19 protein-coding genes and 2 tRNA genes are annotated in these 22,915 nt (G+C 57.7%); 4 read left to right on the top strand and 17 right to left on the bottom strand.

Going from position 1 to position 22,915, the window contains the following annotated elements:
- Window positions 1–152: 152 nt before the first annotated feature.
- The 11 genes from IT585_09290 to IT585_09240 form a co-directional block, all read right to left on the bottom strand.
- Window positions 153–644, bottom strand: coding sequence for a chemotaxis protein CheW (locus IT585_09290; protein MCC6963431.1), 492 nt, complete (start codon window positions 642–644; stop codon window positions 153–155).
- 24 nt (window positions 645–668) lie between these two features.
- Window positions 669–2,612 (bottom strand): HAMP domain-containing protein, encoded by a 1,944-nt coding sequence (locus IT585_09285; protein ID MCC6963430.1) that lies wholly within the window; start codon window positions 2,610–2,612, stop codon window positions 669–671.
- A gap of 66 nt (window positions 2,613–2,678) precedes the next feature.
- Window positions 2,679–4,166, bottom strand: coding sequence for a hypothetical protein (locus IT585_09280; protein ID MCC6963429.1), 1,488 nt, complete (start codon window positions 4,164–4,166; stop codon window positions 2,679–2,681).
- Window positions 4,167–4,260: 94 nt separating this feature from the next.
- Window positions 4,261–5,496: a hypothetical protein gene (locus IT585_09275; GenBank protein ID MCC6963428.1), complete on the bottom strand. Its 1,236-nt coding sequence runs from the start codon at window positions 5,494–5,496 to the stop codon at window positions 4,261–4,263.
- Between the two features lie 369 nt (window positions 5,497–5,865).
- On the bottom strand, window positions 5,866–6,807 hold the full coding sequence (locus IT585_09270) for an MCE family protein (GenBank protein ID MCC6963427.1): 942 nt from the start codon (window positions 6,805–6,807) through the stop codon (window positions 5,866–5,868).
- Window positions 6,807–7,541 carry an ABC transporter ATP-binding protein gene (locus IT585_09265; protein MCC6963426.1) on the bottom strand — a complete coding sequence of 245 codons (735 nt, stop codon included), beginning with the start codon at window positions 7,539–7,541 and terminating at the stop codon, window positions 6,807–6,809. The genes IT585_09270 and IT585_09265 overlap by 1 nt, the downstream gene beginning before the upstream one ends.
- Window positions 7,542–7,550: 9 nt before the next feature.
- Window positions 7,551–8,339, bottom strand: coding sequence for an ABC transporter permease (locus IT585_09260; GenBank protein MCC6963425.1), 789 nt, complete (start codon window positions 8,337–8,339; stop codon window positions 7,551–7,553).
- Window positions 8,326–8,793, bottom strand: a complete 468-nt coding sequence (locus IT585_09255) for a hypothetical protein (GenBank protein ID MCC6963424.1) — start codon at window positions 8,791–8,793, stop codon at window positions 8,326–8,328. Before IT585_09255 ends, IT585_09260 begins: the two co-directional genes overlap by 14 nt.
- A 62-nt stretch (window positions 8,794–8,855) precedes the next feature.
- Window positions 8,856–9,497: a DedA family protein gene (locus tag IT585_09250; protein MCC6963423.1), complete on the bottom strand. Its 642-nt coding sequence runs from the start codon at window positions 9,495–9,497 to the stop codon at window positions 8,856–8,858.
- A gap of 38 nt (window positions 9,498–9,535) precedes the next feature.
- Window positions 9,536–9,608 (bottom strand) — tRNA-Lys (locus tag IT585_09245).
- A gap of 25 nt (window positions 9,609–9,633) precedes the next feature.
- A tRNA-Lys gene (locus IT585_09240) sits at window positions 9,634–9,705 on the bottom strand.
- A 195-nt stretch (window positions 9,706–9,900) separates the two neighbouring features.
- On the opposite strand from IT585_09240, the gene IT585_09235 reads away from it, so the two are divergent.
- On the top strand, window positions 9,901–10,446 hold the full coding sequence (locus IT585_09235; GenBank protein MCC6963422.1) for a methylphosphotriester-DNA--protein-cysteine methyltransferase family protein: 546 nt from the start codon (window positions 9,901–9,903) through the stop codon (window positions 10,444–10,446).
- Window positions 10,433–10,987: a methylated-DNA--[protein]-cysteine S-methyltransferase gene (locus tag IT585_09230; GenBank protein MCC6963421.1), complete on the top strand. Its 555-nt coding sequence runs from the start codon at window positions 10,433–10,435 to the stop codon at window positions 10,985–10,987. The genes IT585_09235 and IT585_09230 overlap by 14 nt, the downstream gene beginning before the upstream one ends.
- Before the next feature lie 9 nt (window positions 10,988–10,996).
- Here IT585_09230 and IT585_09225 read toward each other — a convergent pair whose 3' ends face one another.
- The 4 genes from IT585_09225 to IT585_09210 form a co-directional block, all read right to left on the bottom strand.
- The gene (locus IT585_09225; protein ID MCC6963420.1) at window positions 10,997–13,102 is read right to left on the bottom strand and encodes a hypothetical protein; all 2,106 of its coding nucleotides are present in this window, start codon (window positions 13,100–13,102) and stop codon (window positions 10,997–10,999) included.
- Between the two features lie 307 nt (window positions 13,103–13,409).
- Entirely contained in the window at window positions 13,410–14,090 is a 681-nt protein-coding gene (locus IT585_09220) for a cation transporter (GenBank protein ID MCC6963419.1), read from the bottom strand.
- Between the two features lie 100 nt (window positions 14,091–14,190).
- Window positions 14,191–15,603, bottom strand: a complete 1,413-nt coding sequence (gene glnA / locus IT585_09215; GenBank protein MCC6963418.1) for a type I glutamate--ammonia ligase — start codon at window positions 15,601–15,603, stop codon at window positions 14,191–14,193.
- A gap of 102 nt (window positions 15,604–15,705) precedes the next feature.
- Entirely contained in the window at window positions 15,706–16,056 is a 351-nt protein-coding gene (locus IT585_09210) for a methylated-DNA--[protein]-cysteine S-methyltransferase (protein ID MCC6963417.1), read from the bottom strand.
- Between the two features lie 118 nt (window positions 16,057–16,174).
- Here IT585_09210 and IT585_09205 point away from each other — a divergent pair, with 118 nt between their 5' ends.
- Window positions 16,175–16,630, top strand: coding sequence for a redoxin domain-containing protein (locus IT585_09205; protein MCC6963416.1), 456 nt, complete (start codon window positions 16,175–16,177; stop codon window positions 16,628–16,630).
- Between the two features lie 103 nt (window positions 16,631–16,733).
- On the opposite strand, the gene IT585_09200 is transcribed toward IT585_09205, so the two are convergent.
- Entirely contained in the window at window positions 16,734–17,498 is a 765-nt protein-coding gene (locus tag IT585_09200) for a hypothetical protein (GenBank protein MCC6963415.1), read from the bottom strand.
- Between the two features lie 402 nt (window positions 17,499–17,900).
- Between IT585_09200 and IT585_09195 the strand changes: the two genes are divergently transcribed.
- Window positions 17,901–19,265, top strand: a complete 1,365-nt coding sequence (locus tag IT585_09195) for a hypothetical protein (GenBank protein MCC6963414.1) — start codon at window positions 17,901–17,903, stop codon at window positions 19,263–19,265.
- 66 nt (window positions 19,266–19,331) lie between these two features.
- Here IT585_09195 and IT585_09190 read toward each other — a convergent pair whose 3' ends face one another.
- A complete protein-coding gene (locus IT585_09190) occupies window positions 19,332–22,754 on the bottom strand; it encodes a hypothetical protein (protein MCC6963413.1) in 3,423 nt (1,140 codons plus the stop codon).
- Between the last annotated feature and the right edge of the window lie 161 nt (window positions 22,755–22,915).

Genomic DNA, 22,915 nt, shown 5'->3' with positions numbered 1-22,915 from the left:
TTTCCGAGTCCCGATGCTTGCATGCTGATGATTCCGCGGACTCTTGGTTTGTTTTGCGTCCGACCTGTGCGGGGACGCCTATTCGAAGAATAGGGGCGAAAGCTATTGCCGCCTTCGTCCCCCTTCTGGCTCAATGTCATGCAACCAAGGCATTAGGCTTCGGCCAGCATCTTGTATTCTTCCCCGGTCAAAATTTTCGCCAGATCGAGATAGATCAGCAGCCGGTTGTCGAGCTTGGCGACGCCGCGGATATAATCGGAGTCAACCGAAGTGACGACGTCCGGAGTCGGCTCGATCGTACTGGCCGGGATGCGCAATACTTCGGATACCGAATCCACAATCATCCCCATCGTCTGGCCCTCGATATCGACCACGACGATGCGCGTGTTCTTGTCGTGATCGGTGATCTGCAGATTGAAACGCTTGCGCAGATCGATTATCGGAATCACCTTGCCGCGCAGATTGATGATCCCCTCGACAAAATCGGGGGAACGTGGGACGCGCGTGATTTCCACCATCCGGTTGATTTCCTGGACCTTCAGGATATCGACGCCGAATTCCTCGGTGCCGATATTGAAGCTCACCAGCTGCAGGATGTCTTCGGAAACCTTTCGTCCCTGCGGATTGACGTCTTTGTTTTCCATCTTCATACCTTCCCGATTCGGCGGTTACTTGCCCTGAACCTGAAACTTGGCGACCATCGTGCGCAGACCCTCGGCCTGGCGATTCAGTTGTTCGGCGGCCGAGGCCGACTGCTCGATGCCGGCCGCGTTTTCGCGGGTTACCTTGGCAATCGATTCGACATTGCGGGCGATTTGCTCGGAAGCCGCCGATTGCTGCTCGGAAGCCGAGGCGATCTGCGACACCATATCCTGGACCCGCTGAGCGAAGTTGAGGATGGCGTTCAGGCTTTCGCCGGCCTTGTCCGCCAGTTGACGGCCCGCCTGGACTTCCTGAATGCCCTGTTCCATCGACGTGACGGCGCCCTTGGTGTCTCCTTGAATACCCTTGATCATGTCGGTAATCTCTTTAGTCGCCTTGGTCGTACGCTCGGCCAGTTTGCGTACCTCATCGGCGACGACGGCGAAGCCGCGCCCTTGTTCGCCGGCGCGAGCCGCCTCGATAGCGGCATTGAGCGCCAGCAGGTTGGTCTGATCGGCGATGTCGTCAATCACGCCGATGATTTCGCCGATCTGGTCGGAGGACTTGGCCAAATCCTGGATCGTTTTCGCTGAATCCTGCACGACCTGCGCGATCCGGGTCATGCCGTCGATGGTCTGGGCCACGACGCGCGTGCCTTGCGTGGCCGCACCTGCCGCTTCTTTCGCCATATTCGAGGCTTCGCCGGCGTTCTTCGAAGATTCAACAATGGTCGCCGTCATTTCTTCAACCGCGGACGAGACCTGTGCGGTCTGATTGGTCTGTTCCTGCGAACCGCGCGACATCTGCTCCGACGACGACGCGATTTCGGTTGAAGCCGACACCAGCTGCGTGGCGTTGTCGGTCAACTCGCGAATCATCAGCGACAAGTTATTGGTCATCGTCTTGAAGGCAGAGCCGAGCGTATCCTTGTCCGATTTGGGCTCGACCCGCACGGTCAGATTGTTCGCGGCGATCTCGGTAGCGGCGGCGGCCAGCGTCTTCATATAGTCGACCAGCCCACGAAACGCGTCGGCCAATTGACCGAGTTCGTCCTTCTGGCTGATATGAATATTGTGCTGGACGTCACCAATTGACACCGCGCTCGCGACCCGCGTCATCTCGGCTAACGGCTGAGCGATGTTGCGGGCAATCAGGATCGACACCACGATGCCGAGTGCCAGCGCGGCAATTACGAAGATGATCGCCAGGCTGGTGGCCGTCGTCTGTGCCGATTCCATCTCCTGGGAAAAGATCTTTGCGGAAGAAAGCGTCGACTCGACGAACTTCGCTGCCAGCGGTACCAGCTTGGCGTTCATATCCCCGATCTGGTTTTGCAGGCTACGGTAACTTTGAAATTCCTGCCGGAACGTGTTCAGTGCCTGCGACAAATTGGCGCTAGCGCCGTTCGCTTCCCGAATCAGGTTCTCGAGGCGCTCCAGCGTCGTACTGGCGTAATTATCATCGTGCTTGAGCAGGTAATCCTTGTACGGAACGCGCACATCCTGCAGCATCGAGTAGAACCGGCCGCCGCCGTAGCGAATGACATCGCGGGCTTGCTCTTCCGCCCGCTCCATGCGGTCGACATATTCCTTGGCCTGCAGACGCGCTTTCACCCAATCGCGGAACAGCGCGGAATACTCGTCCTGCACGCGGATAATCTCCTCAACCGCAGCCTGTCCTTCCCCGTCGGTCAGTGCCAGCAAATCCGCGGTCTGCTTCTCAATCTGGGTCAGCAGCTGTTCGGCCCGGTCTGCCGTCTTCTGCTCGGCCGCGATCGTGAAATCACGACGGGCTACCGCCAGGTCCTTTACCGACAGCGCGATTTCCATGGCACCGTCAGCCTTGTTGACGCCGTTCGCCAAGCTGGAAATGCCACTGTAACCGATCCAACCGACGATTAGCGTCAGCACCAGGACTACGCCAAAGCCGATGTATAGCTTCTGTCCGATCTTGATGTCTCTCCACTTCATCGCTAACTCCTTGTATTGTTGATTTTCGTCGTGACCGCCACACTGGTGGCCACTACGCGGAATCGCTTAATCATTGTCATAGTCATAGTTCGAATGGGATTGATCATCGCCATACTGCCACGGTTCGTGCTCGCGTTCACGCTTCGGCGGTGCCGGCTTGGCGAAGGCCGCAAGAATCTGTTTCTGCTGCGGATGCGGACCCAACCATTCGACGTAGCCGTCTTCCAGATGGTAGACCGCCCCGATGATCTGCAGCCTTCCGGTACTCACCAAGTGTCGCACTTCGGCGCTTTGCTTAAGTATATCGGAGATCGCTTGTTGGACGTTAGACTTCACCGCCACGGCAGCTTGATCGCTACCCCTGGCCGCTGCGGACTGAGTCGTTTCACCCGGTGCTGCCGCCACGATGTTATCCGTCGACTCCGCCAACGGGCCGTGGAATTTCTCGCCGCTTGCTGCTGCCCTGACGATGTCGCAATCGGTGTGCCCCATCACGACCAGAAGCGGTGTTGACAGTTGGGCCACGCCGTATTCGATTGTCCCAATTTCGTTGACGTCGGCGACGTTGCCCGCCACGCGAACGACGAATAAGTCGCCCAGCCCCGCATCGAAAATGCACTCGACCGGGACCCGGGAGTCGGAACAGGACAGAATCGTCGCATACGGATGCTGCCCACCGGCGACCTGCTCTAACCGCGTTTCATGAAGATTCGGGTAAGTGCGCGCACCGGCTGCGAATCGCTTGTTGCCTTCCCGCAGCATCAATTGTGCCAGATCGCTGGTAATTCCCTCCGGATGTGCCGGTGTGACCGCCTTGGCGACGGCAGCCACCTTGGCCGGCACCATCTTGGACGCCGGCGGCGCATCAGCCAGTTCCAGACATTGCTGCCGTGGATGCACGCCCAGCCAATGCAACTTGCCGCTGTCGACGTTGTAGATCCCGCCGATAACGCGTAACCGGCCATCCTGCACGCGATTGTAAATCGCCGGACTCTGCGTAATGAGCGCTTCGATCGTACGCCAGACGTTTTCTTCGATTGCGCACTTGATCAGAGTCTCTTCATCCGGCGGCATGCCACTGAGCCGGCGCTGAGCACGCGTCACCGCTCCGTCAAACTGCTCGACCACTTGCGGCCAATATCCGCTCGCGGGGCTTTTCTTGACGCATGCCGTTACTGCGCTGCAGTCAGTGTGTCCGAGCACCACCAGCAGCGGCGTACCGAGACGATCGACTCCGTATTCAACTGATGCTAATTCGTCGATCCCCGCGGCATTGCCGGCCACCCGGACGACAAAGGCGTCTCCGATCCCGAGGTCGAGCACTAATTCAACCGGCAGGCGCGAATCGGAGCAGGATAGAATTGTCACCCACGGATGTTGCTCGGATGACGTCGCCTGCCGGATATATCGATCTTGTCGTGGAAACTGCAGTTCGTGTGCGGTAAACCGGGTGCTGCCCGCGCGCAACGTCTGTTCGGCCTGATCGGGGGTCGGACGATCGGCGGCCGCGAGCGCCGTTGCGGTCATCACCAGAGCCGTCGCGGCCGCAGCCAACCGTCTGATAGCGCCACTCCTTCTCATACGTCTGATCAGCAAAAACCCTCCTTAGCCTTGCCCTGCCGCTGCCCGGCGCAATTGTTAGCTTCCCTTAGAAGGCCACCTGCAAGTTCACCAACGCCTCGTTGTTGCTGACGGCATTGGCTTGTTCGCCGTTCAGATGGTAGTTGATCTGCAACTTGGTGAATTTGCCGTCGATGTACAGATTCGTGCCCAGGACCAGGCGGCTCAGGCGGTCGTTGGCCAGATCACGATTGTTGTCGATCTGTTCCAATCGCGCCAGCACCTGCACCTCCGGTAGAAACCGACTGCCGGTTACGAAGCTCTGGCCACCCCAGAGATACCAGCCGGCCTTGTCGACAGTGCCGACGTGCGAATGGATGTATTCCGCCTCAACAATGGAGCGCTTCCAGGTCCAGGTTGCCGAACCACCCCACGAGTCGAGATTCTGCTTGAGCGAATCAACAGCATTGGTCGTGCCGGTAAGAATATTCGCGGCCAGAGCCAATGACGAGCCGTACTTGACTTCAGCCCGCGACATCAGGTTCTTGTCCCGATTCAAATCGGAGGTGTTCGCTGCGGCGCCATTGTACACGCCGGCGATCACTTTCATGGTCGTATTTTTGGCGACGGGGCGCTGATATGCGCCCGAAATGCCCGCGTCGCGACTCGGCCCAAGCGCCTTCGCCAGCGACGGCGTCACAAACGGCATCGCCGTCGTCGAACGCAGATTGTCGGTACAGAACGGCGGCTTGTATTGACCGGCCTCGAAACTCCAGTTCTTGGTCGGCGCCACGGAAATCTTCGCATCTAACAGGGACGGCGACTTGGCAAACTCGCCGATGAATTGATACTGCGCCCACTCATTCAGCGAGCCGATCGCGCCCAGTTGCACGGTGCGCATCTCGAAACTGGAGCTACGAACCGTACCTTCGCGCTGATAATAAGAGCCGTGCACGGCGCCATAGAGCGCAATCTTGCCGTGGCTGGTTGAAGCCGGATTCTTCGGGCGGGCGCCTTCGACCTTCTTCGTTTCCTCAACCACCTGCTTCAACTCCCCGACCACTTCAGTCAATTGCGTCGCGACGATCAACGCTTCGTCGGAAAAGTCCGAGCTCGGGGCGCTGACGATTTCGCCTTCAGAATCGGCAATGGTCGGAACCTGGCGCGGCTGCGCCGCGAATTGCACCTTGATCGCCTTGAGCGAGTTTTCCAGGCGCGTCAAGGCATCGAGCAGTTTGTCGTAATTTTGGGCCGTCGCCGTTGCCGGCGCCAGCAAGATCATCGCCGCCAATAGCGCGCTGATCAGACCGATTAGTGCTTTCATCTGTTGACCTCCTCGAATTGCGAGATACCATCACTGCTCGTAGTTGCCCGCATTGCTGAATGAGTAGCCGCGAAGGAAGGTTGGGGTTCAGTCGCCGGCGTAAATCGACCGGTCGTGAAGCTTCTGCGCGATCCGCATGATTCGGCAGACAATGCGTTGAAGGTATCGACCGATCATCGACTATGATAACAACATTCGCTCCGGTTGCGCAACAAATGGACATTGGTCGAATGCGACCGACGACAAATGGGACCGGATTAATCTCTCAGTGAAACACGTTGACGTGATTGGAACGGGGCGCTTCAGAATGAAATCGCAGGTGCGGCGGGTCTCCGTCTGGACCTCCCGAAGATGCGACTTAGGCTGCGACTAAAAAATGCGGAGTTTCAAATAGCGGCCCGGATTGAGCCGGAAGTCTTCCAGCAGCGCTTCGGCGCGATCGAGCGTGCGACTGAGGTTGTAATAGAGTGTGTCGTTGTAAAGCATCTGACCGAGCGCGCCTTCGCCGGAGTTGATGCGTGTGGTGATCTTGCGCCAGTCGGCGACAATTGTCTTGAGGTCATTGTACGGTTCGGGATCATGCAACAGCTGCGCCAGCGTGCCGTCTCCGTGTGACAGAGAGTCAAGCAGGACATTCGTATTGCTCATCAGGCTGCGCATTTCCACGTAGAGCGTCGAATCGGTAATGAATTTGGCAAACGAACCGGTACCCGATTCGAGTTGCTGGGTCAGGCGTTCGGTCAGAACGAGCAGTTTGTCGAGGTCGAAGTAAACATTGGGATCGTTGACAAATAGTCCGAGCGAGCCGGTGCCGTTGTTGATCTTCTCAATGATCTCCTTGGCATGGCGGGATGCTTCACGGATATTCTCCACCGCCTGGCCGCCTTCTGCGATGATCGCTTCGATCGACGATGACCGACCGGGGAGCAGATATTCATCCTCATTGAGCACGCGGGCGGTATCGGAGCCGGACGAGATCTCAATCGTCTTGTCGCCGAGCAACCCCATCGTTCCGATCAAGGCGCGTGAATCGGAGCGGATAAACCGCTGCACCGACTTGTCGATGCTCAGTTTCACCTCGAGTCTGCCCGGATCGGTCTCAGAGAAGTAGATCTCTTTGACGGTGCCGACGCGCAATCCCGACAGTCGCACCGGTGAGCCCGGCAGCAGGCCGATGACATCGTCGTACTTCAGCCGCAGCTGGTACTTGGATTTCCAGACGCCCTCCTGATCGCCGATCGTAAACACTGCGATTACCAAGAACAAAGAGGCAAGAATGATGGTCAATCCCACCTTGACTTCGCGCGTCATTAGTGATACTCCTGCGCGGCGGCGAGGTACTCCACGATGAACGGATCGGTCGAAGCTTTGAACTCCGCCGGCGTACCGTCGAACGCGGCGACGCCGTCCCGAATCAGGGCAAAGCGGTCGCCGACATAAAAGGCCGAAATCAGATCGTGCGTGACCACAATCGAGGTCACATCGAGGGTCTCCTGGGTGTTGCGGATCAGCTCGTTGATGGCCTTGGCGGTCATCGGGTCAAGTCCGGTGGTCGGCTCGTCATACAACAAATAGCGCGGCCGAAACGCCAGCGCGCGCGCCAGCGCCACCCGCTTCTTCATGCCGCCGGACAAGTCCGAAGGCATCTTGTTCTGCACGCCGGACAATTGCACGAACGAGAGGACTTCTTCCACCCGTTCATCGATCTCCCGCTCGGTCATCGCCGAGTGTTCGCGCAGCATGTAGGCGACGTTTTCCTTGACGTTAACCGAATCAAACAGCGCCGCGGATTGAAACAGCATACCCATCTTCTTGCGCACCGGTACCATCGCTTCTTCCGAAAATCCAGTCGTGTCCTGATCGTCGATAACGATCGTTCCGCTGTCGGCCGAAATCAGCCGCAGGATCAGTTTGAGCAGTACGCTCTTGCCGCAGCCCGACTTGCCGAGAATCACGACCGTCTGGCCTTCGCCGATCGCCAGATTGACACCCCTGAGAACCTCCAGACTGCCGAAGCGCTTGTGAATGTTCTTTAGCTTAATCAATCGTGCGTCCTATCCGGTCTCGAAGATTAAGAAGAAAATCTTAACAAGGAGGAAGTCAAACAGAAAGATCAGAATGGAGGAAGTGACGACCGACATGGTCGTCGATTTGCCGACACCCTCCGTGCCGCCGGTGGTCGACAAGCCGAGATGACAACCAACGATGGCGATAATGAAGCCAAAAACCACCGGTTTCACCATCCCGGTGAAAACATCCTGAAGTGACAACGCCTGAATGGTGGTGGACTTATAAAAGCTGAAGTCCAGACCCAACGAATAGAGCGAAATCAGCATGCCGCCGACGATGCCGATGAGATCACCAAAAACGGTCAGGATCGGCAGCATAACCAGCAGCGCGATCAGGCGGGTGGTCACCAGCTTCTTGACCGGATTCGTCGCCATCGCGCGCATGGCATCAATCTGTTCGGTCACCTGCATCGAGCCCAGCTCGGCGGCGATCCCGGCGCCGACGCGGCCCGCTACCACCAGGGCGGTCAGCACCGGCCCCAGTTCGCGCACCAGCGATAGTGCCACCACGACGCCGATGTAAACCTTGGCGCCAAACCGCGCAATCTGATAGCCGGTCTGCAAGGCCAGCACCATGCCGGTGAAGAAGCAGGTCAGCAGCACGATCGAGAGCGAACGCACGCCGATCTGGTACATCTGCTCGATGATCGTCTTCGGATAGAACGGCCGCCGGAACATGTAGCCCACGGCATCGAAGGCCAGCTTGAATATCGCAAAGCAGTGGACGGCGGCCTTTTCGACCAGGCCGCCTTGGCGCACGTCAATTTTGCGCATTCAACCTCGCCGTTCCCAGCCGCCCTTCCAGTCGCTTCAACAGCTTCTCCTCGAGAATCCCGAACGAAGTACAATGCACGTGCTTGTTGTTGGCCGTTATTGTCAGCAGAGTCGCGAACTCGATCTTAACGCGGGCGGTGCCGCCGTCGGCGACCGTGAATTTCATCTGGCCCCGCCGGATCCCCGGGTATTCGGCGCCGAAGAAGTTCCGGCCGCAATCGCAATATTCGGGCAGCACTTCGAAGCTGTCGGTAACAATCGTTGCTCCGCCGGTTGAGCGCGCCGACACCGGTATCCTCTCTTCGGCGAGAATGGCCATGAGTGCGCCGACAACCTGTGCAGCGGATGTATGCGAATATACGGCCAGAACCGGCGCGCGTTCCGTCGGCTTACGCACGGTGCACGCGGATGCGAGAAGAATCAGCAGTGAAGCCATGATCCAGCGCATGGCCATAAACTTAATGAATCGTGGCAGTCAGCCCAATGGAAATGTTTGGCGGCCGGCCCGAGTGCGGATCAAGCCGATTTTTTCCGCCAACTCCGCAGAACCTCGACGATCGCCGGCATCGCCGAGATCAAAATGATCACGACAATCACCAGCGCGAAGTTGTTCTTCACGAACGGTAGATTCCCGAAGAAGTATCCCGAATAGAGAAAGAGGCCGACCCAGAAAATGGCGCCGATGATCGTGTACGGAACGTACTTGGCGCGGCTCATGGCGGCGACTCCGGCCACGAACGGCGCAAACGTGCGAATAATCGGGAGGAATCGCCCGATAATCACCGTCCGCCCGCCATACTTGGCATAAAACGACTGCGTCTTCTCAAGATATTGCTTCTTCAAGAACCGGTGATTGCCGGAAAATGCCCGCGGCCCAATGAAACGCCCGAAGGTGTAGTTCGTGTTGTCGCCGAGCACGCTGGCACTGGCCAAAATCACGAAGGCCAGATGGGGGTTGAGCGCGCCGGTCGCGGCCAGCGCACCGGTCGCAAACAGCAGGGAATCACCGGGAAGAAACGGCGCTACGACCAGACCGGTTTCGCAGAAGATCACCGTAAAGAGGATCAGATAGACCCATAGGCCATACTGGGCGATCAGTTCCGCCAGATGCCGGTCGAGATGCACCACCCAGTCAAAAATCGTCTGCAGGATTTCCATGTCCGCTCAATACCGCCTTCGCTTCGGCCAATAAAAAATGCACCATGTAGGACTCGAACCTACGGCCCGCTGATTAAGAGTCAGCTGCTCTACCAACTGAGCTAATGGTGCATTCAAACGGCTATGTCAAATTCCATGAGGGTGGATGGGATCGAACCATCGGCCCTGTGCTTAAAAGGCACATGCTCTACCACTGAGCTACACCCCCAGATTCGGACAGACAAGATATGAATCGCGGGGCGCTTGTCAACCGATGAGACGGCTTTTTTCGCCCGCCGAGGGCTGCGAAATCCGCTGCTCTGACTGCCCGCCGCTGCGTACTATCTGCTACAGAACTCGTAAGCAAGAATTCCTTTCTCGAAATTCGGTAGACCGAATTCGTCTCGACGGTTTTATTAGACACATGAACCGGCTCAAGTATCAGCAGATGGTCGACGCGATGATGCACAAAGATCGCCGCTTCGATGGCACATTCTATGTCGGTGTCCACTCGACCGGCATCTATTGTTTGCCGTCGTGCAAGGCGAAGAAGCCGCTGCTGAAAAACGTATCGTTCTATTCCACCCGTGAGGAAGCGATCGCCGCCGGCCTGCGCGCCTGCAAACGATGTCGGGCCGAGCGCTTTCCCGACACGCTTCCGCCATGGCTCCATCAGGTGCTTGAGCACATGCGCCGCCACCGCCAGGTGCGCTTGGACGAGTTAGCTTTGATTCGTCTCTCCGGTGTCGACATTTCGACCATTCGCCGCTATTTCAGGCAGCACCTGCAGACCACGCCGCTGGCGTTTCACCGCCGTACGCGTCTCAATTTCGCACGCGAATTGATTGAGCACGGCCACAGTTATCTGGACGCCGCTTTCGCCTGCGGCTATGAATCCGCCTCCGGCTTCCGCGAGGCGTTCGCAAAACAATTCGGCAAACCGCCGGGAGCGTTCTATGTCAGCAACTAATATCCTCTACCGCGATCTCCCCAGCCCGCTGGGGACGATGATCGCCGGCACGACCGGTGACGGGATCTGCTTCCTTGAATGGCAAGACCGCGGCGGTATCGAGCGCATTCTCGATCGCGTCGCCAAACGTTTTCGCCGTGGCACCCAGCCCGGCGACCATCAGCATCTTGACAAGCTGGAGAAAGAACTGGCACGCTATTTCGAAGGCAAACTGACCACTTTCACCGTGCCGATTGATGTTACCGGTACCCCGTTTGAGAGGCAGGTTTGGAGAGAACTGCAGCGAATTCCGTACGGGAAGACGCGCACATACGGTGAAATGGCTGAACGTCTCGGCCGTCCCGGCGCTCAGCGCGCTGTCGGCCGCGCCAACGGCGCCAATTTCCTGAGCATCGTGATCCCCTGCCACCGCGTGATCGATGCCGCTGGCAAGCTCCATGGCTACGGCGGCGGAATCTGGCGAAAGAAATATCTGCTCGAACTGGAGGCGGGTGTTGCACCGGCCCAGTTGCAGCTGCAGATCAAGGCTGATGTCAAATAGCTGCGACCGCTACGGGCAAAACTGACACGGTGATGGACCGCCCTTGAAGATGTAGTTGACCATGTAGACGATGTCGGAAATCGTGACATGCCCGTTGCAGTCAACATCTCCCATGTCGAGCGGTATGGGTGCCGGTCCGCCGGCGAAAATGTAATTGATCAGGTAAACCGCATCGGAGATGTTGACGATGCCGTTGGCATCGGCGTCCCCGCAGCTCGCACTACCGCCGGAAAGCATGCTCTTAAGCGTAGAAATCAACCCGGCAAATGGGGTGTCGCCGTTACTGGACAGCAAGAAAGCGACAGGAATCGTGATCTCCCCGTTAGTCGGCAGGCTCAACTTACCAAACGACAGCAGTGCCGACACGTCCACGGCGAACTCATTACCGCTGTTGCCGGCGACCAACTCGCGGTATGCCGTGCGGTCCGGCAGGCTCGAGGTCGGATAGATGAGACTGGCATTGGATATAACGCGCATACGTGGAGTCAGCGCTGACGAGGCGAGACTGGCCAGTGCCACCACTCGATTCTCATCAAGTGTGGACGCAACTTCGATGGCGTTGGGCGCAGCATCAGCAACGCCGTTGTTGATCGTGTAGTCGTCAACATCGAAATCTGCGAAGACACCAACCGCTACTGTCAACGCGGTATCACAGATGTTTCGCAACTTGTAGATTGCCACCACCTGCGCGCAGCTGTCTACGCCCTGCGAATTCCAGCCATAGTAGTAGGTGACATCCCCGTAAATTCGCCCATCGTTGGTTGCAAACCGAAGGCTCTGGAGTGTTCGCCCGAGTGCATCGGAACTATCGGCAAAACCGTCAACCACGGCGAAATCGGCCTGGTTGTAATTGTCCTGGTAGACCACGGTGTCGGTTCCATCAACCGTGCCGACCAGAAGGCTGGCATCAAACACGACATTGCCGAGGAGGTCGTTGTACAACGCCTGCAGCGCCTGATTACCGAATCCGGGCGTATTCGGAACAGTGAACGTCAGGCAGTTACTGCCAAAGCTGTTGCTGCTGACGCTCGGTTGCGAGTAGACGACGTTGATCGCCACCGGGATATATTTCTCCGGTAACTCGGTGTCATCGGTGACAAACCGAATTTCATCGAGGATCTGACCGACGTCGCAGGCGCCAGAGGCGCCGCTGGCGTCATAACTGACGACATAATCCTGATAGGTCCCGGCGGGAAGCGTCACTGGTGTGGTGCCGGATATGTCCAGCCGACCCGCCATGGCCGTGACGGAATAGATCGTCGTTGAGTTCGTCCCGATATTCGTGACGCGAATTGTGGTATCGACGATCGTCCCCGGGACGGCCAGCAGCGGCGAAATCTGCCGGGGTCGGTAGGCCAGACTGCCGGCGATGACGTCCAGTTCCAGTCGCGTCGTCTCCAACACCAACCGGAATTTGTCAATCTGCTGCGGCGTAAACAGATCAAGGCACGCCTTATACGAGTACGACATCATGTTGTTGACTTGCGGGCTGTATGGTGTCGCATCGCACCCTCCGGGTGGGGCGGCATAATTGTCGTAGATACAATCAGGCGCAGGGGAGACGTGCTGGTAGAGGTCGGGATCGGCCGGCGTGTCACAGAGCAGATCGCCGGCAACGCTGCAATTGCTGCCATTCGGACACTCGCTACCGAAGGCGGTCTCGTGCGTGTGATAGAGATCGAAATAATGCCCGATCTCATGCACGATCGTCGAGTTGAACGGCTGCGCCAACCCGCCGCACAAGTTGTTCATGATGATCCCCTGTGTCCCGCTGCCGGGAAAAGCGGAGATGCCGCAGTAAGGAAAGCCCGATTCGTTCGGCACCCAGTAGATGTTGATCGCTTCGGGCTCGACGCTTGATCGCTTGAGCGAGTCCCATTGCGCGTCGTTAGTGCAGTCGTAGAAAAAGAAGTCGGAGTTGATGAAGTCGACGTTCTTGTACTCGTAGATTTCGACGTTCACCTGGCTGAACAGCACGTTGGCCGAGGTCATGACCAGCGGCATTTCCGCAGGGTCGAATCCGCCGGTTCCGTCATTGTGCCGGATGATGTGCATCTGCACCGGGATGCGATAATGAGTGGTCGATCTCCCGCGATTCAAATGGAGCAGTTTCAAATGCCGTTGATATGCAGCTTGAGCCTGGGCCGGAGTTAATGACGACCCGCAGAATCCGGTCGGTTCAGGCTGCGCAAGGACATAGAACGAGCTGTCTTCGCTCGGCCAAATTCCAAGCGCCGAGCTGATAAGCCAGAGCGCACAAAGCGCCCAGCGCGATGCAAACATCGAAACCATCCTTCCCAATATGACATCTCTGCCGGAGAAGACTCTTCCAAGGATATGACAATTAATGATTTACGCGTTAATATAGCCTCTTTTGCCCATTTAGTCAAGCGCCAATCCGTAGGTAGCAAGCCCGGTAGGGCTACTTGAAATCCAGCAGGTCGCGCGCCGATTGCAGCGCCAACTCGATCGCCCATTTGGTGATGATGATCGACGAGATGATTCCGCTCAGGGCATCGAGTGAATAGATGTTCCAGATCAGTCCCGCAGTGAGCGCGATGATTGCCGTCAGGCTGGTCAGGGCATCAGCGATCACGTGAAGATATGCCGCCCGAATGTTGTGATCGGAATGCTCCTTGGGATGATGCAGAACCAGGGCGCAAATGAAGTTCACTGCCAGCCCGACAACCGCAACGACTATCGCCTCGCCGAACTTGATCTGCTGCGGATGGATGAAACGCGCCACTGATTCAATCGCCATCCAAACGGCAATTACCTGCAGGAACAGCGCGCTCGTATATCCCGCCAATGCCAGGATCTTGTCGGTGCCGGAACGAAAGCGGGGATTGTCGTGGTTGCGTCGCGCCAGCGCATAGGCCATCCAGCTCAGCCCGATGGCCAGCACATGCGAGGACATATGCCAGCCATCGGCCAGCAGCGCCATAGAATTCGTGTAGTAGCCGAATCCAATCTCCACCAACATTGTGGCGCCGGTCAAGTAGACTACCCAGCGAGTGCGTCGCTCGTGATGCGCCTGGTGGTCGTGCGCAGGCCCAGGATGCTGATGATCGTGAGTGTGTTCGTGAGAATGTCGGTCGCTCATGGCAAATCAAGCCGTCGCGGGTAATCCCTTCATGAGCAGGTGACCTACACTCATGTACGGTCGGCTTCCTATGAGCGCGGGCAAGCGGCTCTCAGCGTGATTAGCAATCGTAGTACAATTCAAACTCGCCGACCGTCGGTTGCCGTCCGATATTTCCGAAATCATCGCCCTTGACCTTGATCCAGTTCTCGATCAGGTCTTCCGAGAACACGCCGCCTTCCAGCAAATAATAGTGGTCTTTCTCCAGTCCCTTAATCGCCCGATCAAGGGATGTCGGCAGCTGATGGATCTTCTCCAGCTCGCCCTCTGACAAGTCATCGAGATTCTTGTCGAGCGGCGCACCCGGATCGATCTTGTTCTTGATTCCGTCCATTCCCGCCATCACCATCGCCGCATAGCCGAGGTACGGGTTCATGGTTGCATCGGGCGGACGGAACTCAAACCGCATCGTCTTGGGATTGCGCTGATAGCCGGGGATACGGATACAAGCTGTGCGGTTGCCCATCGAATAAGTTCCCGCAATCGGCGCTTCGAATCCGGGGACCAGCCGTTTGAAGGAGTTGGTGGATGGATTGGTAAATGCCAGGAGTGAATCCACGTGCTTCAAGATGCCGCCGATATAGTAGATCCCCTCCTTGGACAGGATGGCTCGTCCGCTCTTGTCATAGAACAGTGAGTGGGCGCCGGCAGCCAGGTATTGATGCACGTGCATTCCCGATCCGGGCTCGTTAAAGAGGGGCTTCGGCATGAACGTCGCGGATTTGTTCATGCGGAAACAGTGATTCTTGACGATGTACTTCACCAGCATCGACTGGTCAGCCATCTTCAGCAGCGGCTGAAATGCGGTCTCGATCTCATGCTGGCCGCGCCCGCCAACCTCGTGGTGATGGTATTTCAATCCGATGCCAACCGACTTGAGCAGCGAGGAAATCTCCGATCTGAGATTGAAAGTCCGATCCAGCGGGGGCGCAATATGATAGCCCCGCTTCCAGCCAATCTTGTATCCCAGATTGTCTTCCGTTTCATCGTCGATCGTATCGGCCTCGGCCGACTTGACGACATAATAGGCCGTCCCCGGTTCCTGGCGATAATCGGCTTTGTCAAACACGTAGTACTCAAATTCCGGTCCGATAATCGCCTCGGCACCCCTGACCACTGACGCAACATAGCGCTCCGCCGCCGCTGCCACCCGCCGTGGACAACGTGAGTAGGGCGTTACTGTCCGGCCACTTTCCATGAAATTGCCCAGGAACGACAAAGTCGGCCGCTCGAAAAACGGGTCAACGAATCGCGTTTCCGGGTCAGGCAACACGATCATGTCGCCGCGCTCGATCGAGGTGAAGCCCCGCATCGAACTGCCGTCAACCCCGATCCCGTGTTCGAAGAACTCTCTATCCAGAGACTCCACCGGCAGTGTGACATGGTGCCACAGGCCGGAAAGATCACAAAATTTCACATCGATGTACTCAATCTCAGCGGCTTTGATGAGTTTCTTGATATCTTCCAACTTCATGCGCGATCTCCTCGTCGCTTGTGACAATTTTCACATAAACTAATCAATTGGCTGCCGATTTGCAAGCTAATTCAGATAAGATCGGTATGCGATAGAACGGGGCTAACGGAGGCGCGGTTTCCAGCCAAAGCGGGCAAGGTCGATGACGTCGTCGCGATTGAACCGAACACCCTCCTTCTTCAATAGTGACTTCTGAAGCTCATAGCCTCCATGATGCGGCAATGATATCCGCCCCTGCTTGTTGATCACCCGATACCACGGGAGGCCGTGCTTTTCGCTCTGGGTGTGCAGAATCCTGACCACCTGTCGTGCCGCGCGCGGCTCACCTGCCAGGGCGGCAATCTGGCCGTATGATGTCACTTTGCCGCGCGGAATGCGCCGAATGACGTCGACAACGCACTGGTGAAATGGGCTTAACTTCGAGGTGTCGGGATTTTGCGTTCGCTTCGGCATAGCACAGGCAATTATATTTGCCACCAGTATGAGAAATGAGATCAGCTTCGCAATCACTTTGTTGATCACCATCACTGTTTCGCTGTCATGCAGTCCATCAAATAAGGACGAAGCGACAGTGTCGTCGAAGGCGGCTACTGATACTACCGGCTATCGCCTGTTGATTGGTCAGCAATTTCCCAATGTTGAGGTGCTCGACCTTGACGGTAACGTGACAAAAACCAGCCAGATTCTCGGGCAAGGCCGGGTATTTCTGTTCCTGGAACCGACTTGCAGTTACTGCGTCAAGATCATTGACCGCTGGCGCGACCAATTCGAGAAGAAGCTCATGTCTCCGGAAGAGGTTGCGGCAATCGTGCCCGCAAGTGTGGAGGCCGCGCAGGCGTACCAGCGCCTGCAGTCACTCCCGTTTGCAGTGTATGTTGATACCGGACTTATCTTCATGAATCGTTTTCAAGTCACTGACTTCCCGCTGCAGCTGGTCGTCGGCAAGTCGGGCACCATCCACGACTACAACTTCCAGGTCGATCGCCAGATCTTCGCCGACCAGATTCGCCGGCAGTTCGAGAAATAATCTGAACAAAAAAGGTCGAGGCCCGGCAGGGGATGCCGGGCCTCTCAGGCAGAAAGCGCATCAGGTGTGTGAAACACCTACAGGGGAGGTTCGTAATTGAGCGTCAAGCGTGCAGCAACTTAAAAACCGTATCCGACGTCAGTTGCCCCTGCGCCTGTGCTGCCATTCCGACGTTCAGTTGCACGATTGAACGCAGATAACTTGCCTGTTCGCTGGCATAGTCAGTGTCGCGGATCGTCGACTCCGCGGCAGTGAGGTTCTGTGACGCCACCTCCAGCGAACGCATGGTCGATTCATATTCATTCTTGGTCTTGGCACCAACATCCAGCCGCAAGTCCGAAACCGAACGCAACACGCGGTCCACCTCGCTCAGCGCCTCTCGCGCCTGGTCCGGCGTCGAGACATCGAGGTCCGGCATCTGCGGTACGGCGACGACGGCACCGTCCGAGCCGTCCAGCAACTTCTGATTGCCGTAGCCGGTCTCGGCGCGCTGTCGGTTGAAGGCTGCGACCGTCTCGGTCATCTGCTGTTGCAGGATTTTGCCGGTCTCGGGAGTGTTGGTTGCCTCGTCACTGGCCGTCTGTACGATCTGCCGCATCTCGCGAACGACATCTGTCAGCTCGCCAAGCGCGGCATCGGTAGCGGCATTGCGATTGAGATGCGCTTCCAAACCCTTGATTTGTTCCGTGAGCGATCCGATCTGCGCACGCATCTGTTCAGAAATCACCAGTTCGGCCGGACCGTCCGCTGCCGTGTTGATGCGCTCGCCGGAAGACAGCTTCTGCATGGTCTTGGTCAGGCTGCGCTGGATCAACGACAGGTTGCGCACGGTGTTCATGCCGGCAAAACTACCCTGTATGGTGATCATGCGGATCCTCCTTGCGTCGTCCGTGTCGGTGACTAGGGATGCAACAAGGCTGCCGAAGCACTGGGAGGATCGTTCACCCTCAGAACCCTTTCGTTATCAAAGCATTGGCGTCTCTGCCGCAGGGGCCGCCGCGGCGCGGTATCGCCAGTTTCACTCAGAAACTAAGGCGGACACGCCACACTCGGCTGTTGACTTCCCACACAGCGTCCGGTGTCGTGTGTGAAATCTGATCGCGCTGGTGGGATTGTTGCCATCAGTATGGGGGGCAGGCAAGACATCATCGCAATCGACTATTTCCAACCCGCTCGCCCCTAACCGCTTACGCCACCCGTGCCTTTGGTACCGCTTTTGCGTGAAGTGAAACGGGGGAGAAGGAATGCGTTGGCACAAGTGTAGGCGAATATGATTAAGGTCAATGTCACAAACACTTATCGTGTCGAGGTCACACCGCCGCGGGCGAAAGAGAAGCGATCTCGCGAGGACGAACCGCAATTCGGCAAGGTCGGCGCGATGGTGCAACGCAAATTGGAAAAGGCCGGAGTCGAAGCGAAGCTTGCCAAGCTCCGCCATAAATCTGACAATCGTTCTCCGGAGGCCGAAGAGCGACGCTCAATGGTCACAACGATTCCCGCTGATGCCAATAAGTTCACTCCCGCTTTTGAGGTGAACGACAAAGCCGCTGAAGCCAAGCGGCCTCCCGAAAAAAGACAATCTCCGCAAACCCACGATCGCGAGAAACAGCCGGATGTCACTGCCCGGTCGGATGAAGATGAACCCAAATTGCAGGGTTCGGAAACGCATCGCACACCAGTCGATCAGGCGAAACGTTCGAGCGACCGCAAGTCGGTATCGCCGGCAGAGCAGCGCCTTGAGGACGAGGAGGACGAATCGGCGGGGAAGATCGATCTGGCACAGCGACAACAAGCGTCACGCAGCGTGCTGGAGGTATTTCTCGAGAAGATGCTCAAGCAGTCGCAGTCGCAACGGGAGGATGCAGAATTGATGATTGAACACCAGTTCGAAATGCAAAGCGACGACACCGCGGGGGTGACTGCGGAGCAAGTTGACGAGCAGGCGATTGATCGGCGGGCAATCGAGAATTCAATCTCCGCTCAGCACGAACGTACAGCCGGCAGAGAACGAATGGATGACGCGATGTACGCCGTCCACAAGAAGGTGCATCAAGCCTATCTGGAGCAGCTCGACGAGCGTGTGCGGGGGAATCAGAAGGCCGCCGAGAGTGAGGATATGATGGCGCGGTTGCGCCAAACCAGTGTGAGTGAGGTTAGCGCTGTGACGGCGGTCGATCCTTTCTTCGACCCTCCGCTCCGACCGGCACCGCTGGTGCTTCCGGAAGACTACGCGCGTCAGTTAGCTGACGCGCTTGCGCCGAAAGAGACGGCGACGACTGCTGACGCAGGCTCGGCGCCGGGGATCGATACTCTCCAGAAGGAAGGCGTTTTCGGTTTGTCGCCTTCTGGCCGTAACCTGACCGTCACCGATTTCGTCCGGCAGAAGGAATTTGAATATGACCTCGATCAACGACCCTTCACGATCGACGCATTTCTACAGGAAACCGAGACGGCCATCTTCAACACCCTCAATAACGGCAACAGCTCCAGTGTGACCGGCACCCTGCTGCGTGCGGCGGAAGCGGTTAACAGTTTCCGCAATCACATGATTCGCTCGGCCGAAGTGCCGGAGGAATCGCTTCAGGTTCCGGAGTCCAATGAGACCGGCCATCCGTGGCAGGACGACGAACGCTGAGACTTGGGTTTTAGTGCAGTTGAATCGGTAAGTGTCGGGCGGATCGAATGATCCGCCCGCTTTTAGTTAGCGCACGACGATGAATTTATCCGCAATCGTCTTGTCGTCGAAGCGGACGTAATATAAGAACACACCCGGGGCCAGCTTCTCTCCAGACGGATTGCGGACATCCCAGTGATACTCGCCGCTGAGATTGTCGAAAGCGACGATGCGGTCGCCCGAGGCCGTGAAGATCTCGAGCCGCGAGCCCGGAGGCAGGTTGCGAAATACCAGTTCACCGTCAAGATAGGAGAAGGGATTCGGGGACACGAACACGGGCGAACTCACCGTGAACTTTGCAGTCTCCGAGTATCCGTCGGTGGCCAGTTTAGCGCGCCAGTAGTAGATCGTCTCGTTTTCCAGGGCGCGCTGCGGCGTCCAGCGGGCGGAACCGGAATAACCGACGACGATTCCGGCATCGAACAAGTCGACGAAATCGCGGTCGCGCGAGACTTCGAACGTGCAAGCGATGGTATCGCGATCGCCGCTCCAACCGATCTCAAACGTCGGATGTGCTGACATCTCAGTCGCCCCGTCGACGGGATACAGCAGCGTCGCTACCTCACCGGCATCGAGTGCCATGTCATAATGCGTAAACACCTGCGCCGGCGCCCACGCCGAATAGGCGCTGCCGTCAAATGCCCGCACCGTCCACCAATAGCGGCGATTGTGCTGGTAGTTGGCCGTGCTCTGGTAAGTCGTATACGGCGACTGCTGGGCAACATTGCCGGAGATCTCGACTTGCGCCGTCAGCAGTGAATCGGAGCAAGTGCGAAAGAGGTAGTACAGCGGATCGCCGTCAGGATCGGTGGCGTTATTTGCGACGAGTGTGATGGGATGGCCGTAGACCGGTTGCCCGGCTGTGGGTGTCAGTGGACCCGGAACCGTCGGCGGATTGTTGGCGAGCACGATGCGAAATCCGGCGGGCTCCATATAACCTGACCAGGCCTGGCCGTCGTAAGCGCGCGCCCGCCAGCGGTAGTAGGCACCGTCGACCAGGTTGGTCGCCAACGTCCAGGTCGTCGTGCCGGAACCCTGCGCCAGCATCGAAGAGATCTGGATCAGCGTCGTCAGCGAGGAGTCATACAGCTCGAACTGATAGGTGATCGTGTTGCCGTTGGCATCGGTCGAATTGACGATCCGCAGCGTCGGTGTCAACGTCGCCACCGCAGCGCCGTTGGCCGGCGCACTCAAAGTCGGCGTCGTCGGCGGTGTGTTGGCCAATGACACGTTGACGATGAATGTCCGCGCCGATGACCACGGGGAGGAGTACGTCCCATCCGAGGCGCGCACGCGCCAGTAGTAAGTGGTAAGGTTGGTCAGTGGTGAGCCGACTTGCCAGGAGGTCGTGCCGCCGGCGCCCTGGACGACATTGCTGGCCTGGGCCGGGATCGACGTGAAACTCGAATTGAGTGAGACCTGAAACTGATAGGTGGGCGTAACACCTTCCGGGTCGGTGGTGTTGTTCACAATCAAGGTTGGCTGCCGCGCATTGACCGTGGCGCCGTTGGCCGGCGAATTCAGAGTCGGCGTCAACGGCGGTGTATTGGGGGTGGCAAAGCTCGTCGTACTTGACCACGCCGACCACAAGCTCCCGTTGCCGGCGCGGACGCGCCAGTAATATGTCGTTGCCGGCGCCAGGTTGACCGGTACCTGCCAGCACGAGGTCCCCGACGTATGGGGCACCGCGACGTTCTCCTGCGTAACCAGGGCAAAACTGCTGGAAGTGGAAATCTGGAAATGGTACCGGATCGGCTGTTCGCAGCCGGACTGCGTCGAGCTCGTGACGCATAGGCTCGGTGTGACGCTGGCAGCGAGCGTACCATTGCCGGGCGTGGCGTTAGTCGGCCGGGTCGGCGGGGTCGGGCAGTCGGCACCGCCGCTGGATGTGGTCGGCACAATAATCGCGCCCTCGCCGCCGCGCAACGAGATCTGCGTAATCACATCGCTCAGCGAGCCGTCGGCCAGCAGCTTGCGATAACTGCCGCCGAGATTCACTGTCACGGCGGTGGAAGCATCTCCCCATTTGGACTCGAACCCGTCCCGCGCTCGGATATATACCCGCCCGTTCGGATATTCGCGCTGCCAAACCTTGTAGGTTCCTCCGGACTGATCGGGCGAAGCGCCCGATTGCGTCAGCTGGTAGTGCTGCGCGGGCCAACCAAGTTCGTAGCCCATCGCCGGAATCCAGGCGAGCGTGTCAAATCCGGGATTCAGAAACGCACCATAGGCGTTGCCGGACGCCGGGCGAATGAACAGCCAGGTCGAATCGCTGCGGGCTGCCAGGTAGAAACAAAGATTGTTGTAGATCGCCTGCCGCAGCGACGAAATCGACCAGCCGTCATAGCTGGTGCGGGGCATCGAACACCAGAAATACGTAACCCCGCGCGAAGCGGCCAGCGAGTCACGCGAATAGAGATTCTCGAGACGGTGCACACTGGAGTTATTGCAGTAAACCGGATCCCAACCGAACTCATAGTGGACCAGGTCGCAGCCGGAAGAATCCGGATTCTCCAGAATCGTCTTGTGATAATTGCCGAAGTTGTAGGCCAGTTGTTTGTGCTTGTGATCGATCGACCACTGTGCTGAGGTCTTGAGCGTATCGTGGACCTCGCGGCCAAAGACCAGCATCCAATTCCAGCCCCACTCGGCAAACGTGTCGGTACCGTACGTCAGCAGATTTGCGGGACTTGTGCCGGTTTCAACTACCAGTCCGCCGGACACCAGGCCGGCCCCCTTCAAGTTCGTGTGATTATAGTTGTCGAAGAAGACTCCATCCCAGTAGCCGGTACGATTTGGCCAGTTGGAGTCGCCGCCGGAACTGAAGATCAGAGTCACCCATTCCTTGTAGGCCTGCCGCAGACGGTCGCTCGGGAAATTCGGCGCCAGTCGGGTGGGGTAAGAGAAGGTGTTGCCGCCGCTGAAGAGTGAAGATATGTAACCATTAGGTACGCGGCTGACGGAGTCCTTGGGCTGGATTGTCAGTGAATTCGTGCCCGGGATGAGCATGGTATCCCAGGAACTGCCGTTCCAGTTGCGGATGCGCGTGTCGTTGTAGAAGTGCATGTAGGCTTCTTCCTGGATTCCGCCCAGCTGGACGATCCGGTCGCGAATCCAGGCCGCCTTCTTCCCCCCGTTGAACATCGTCGACGAGCTGCTGCGATACGACGGCATGTCAGTGCCGGAGATGTAATAATACAGGCGCGCACCCGGCGACTTGGCGCGCCAGTCATCGATTGAGGCCGGACATTCCGCATAGGGAACGACACAGGTGAAGCGACTAAACATCCAGTCCGGATCGCCGGGCTTTTCGAATTTACAGGTGCCGTCGATACCGGCAAAGGTCGCACCCGACCGCAACGATTGCGTTATTGGCGATGCTGAAGCGGCAACCAAAAGCCATGCCAAGGCAGTCAGCAATCCGTGATACCGCAGAGAGAGATGATTCACGAGGCAGACCTCCGATCAATATCGGCGCGAGAATTGACCAGCTTCATAATGTGCACCGCACCTGGTGGCAATTCGTGGCGGCGGTAGATTACTGCCGTGCGAATGGAATGCCGCGCCGACTGCAAAGTGAACTGACGATGTATCTTGAGCTTATATCGGCG

It is taken from the genome of Candidatus Zixiibacteriota bacterium (assembly GCA_020853795.1).
Classification (GTDB): domain Bacteria; phylum Zixibacteria; class MSB-5A5; order CAIYYT01; family CAIYYT01; genus JADJGC01.
Note: the sequence above shows the minus strand (reverse complement) of the source record. Positions and strands in the feature narration are given on the sequence as shown.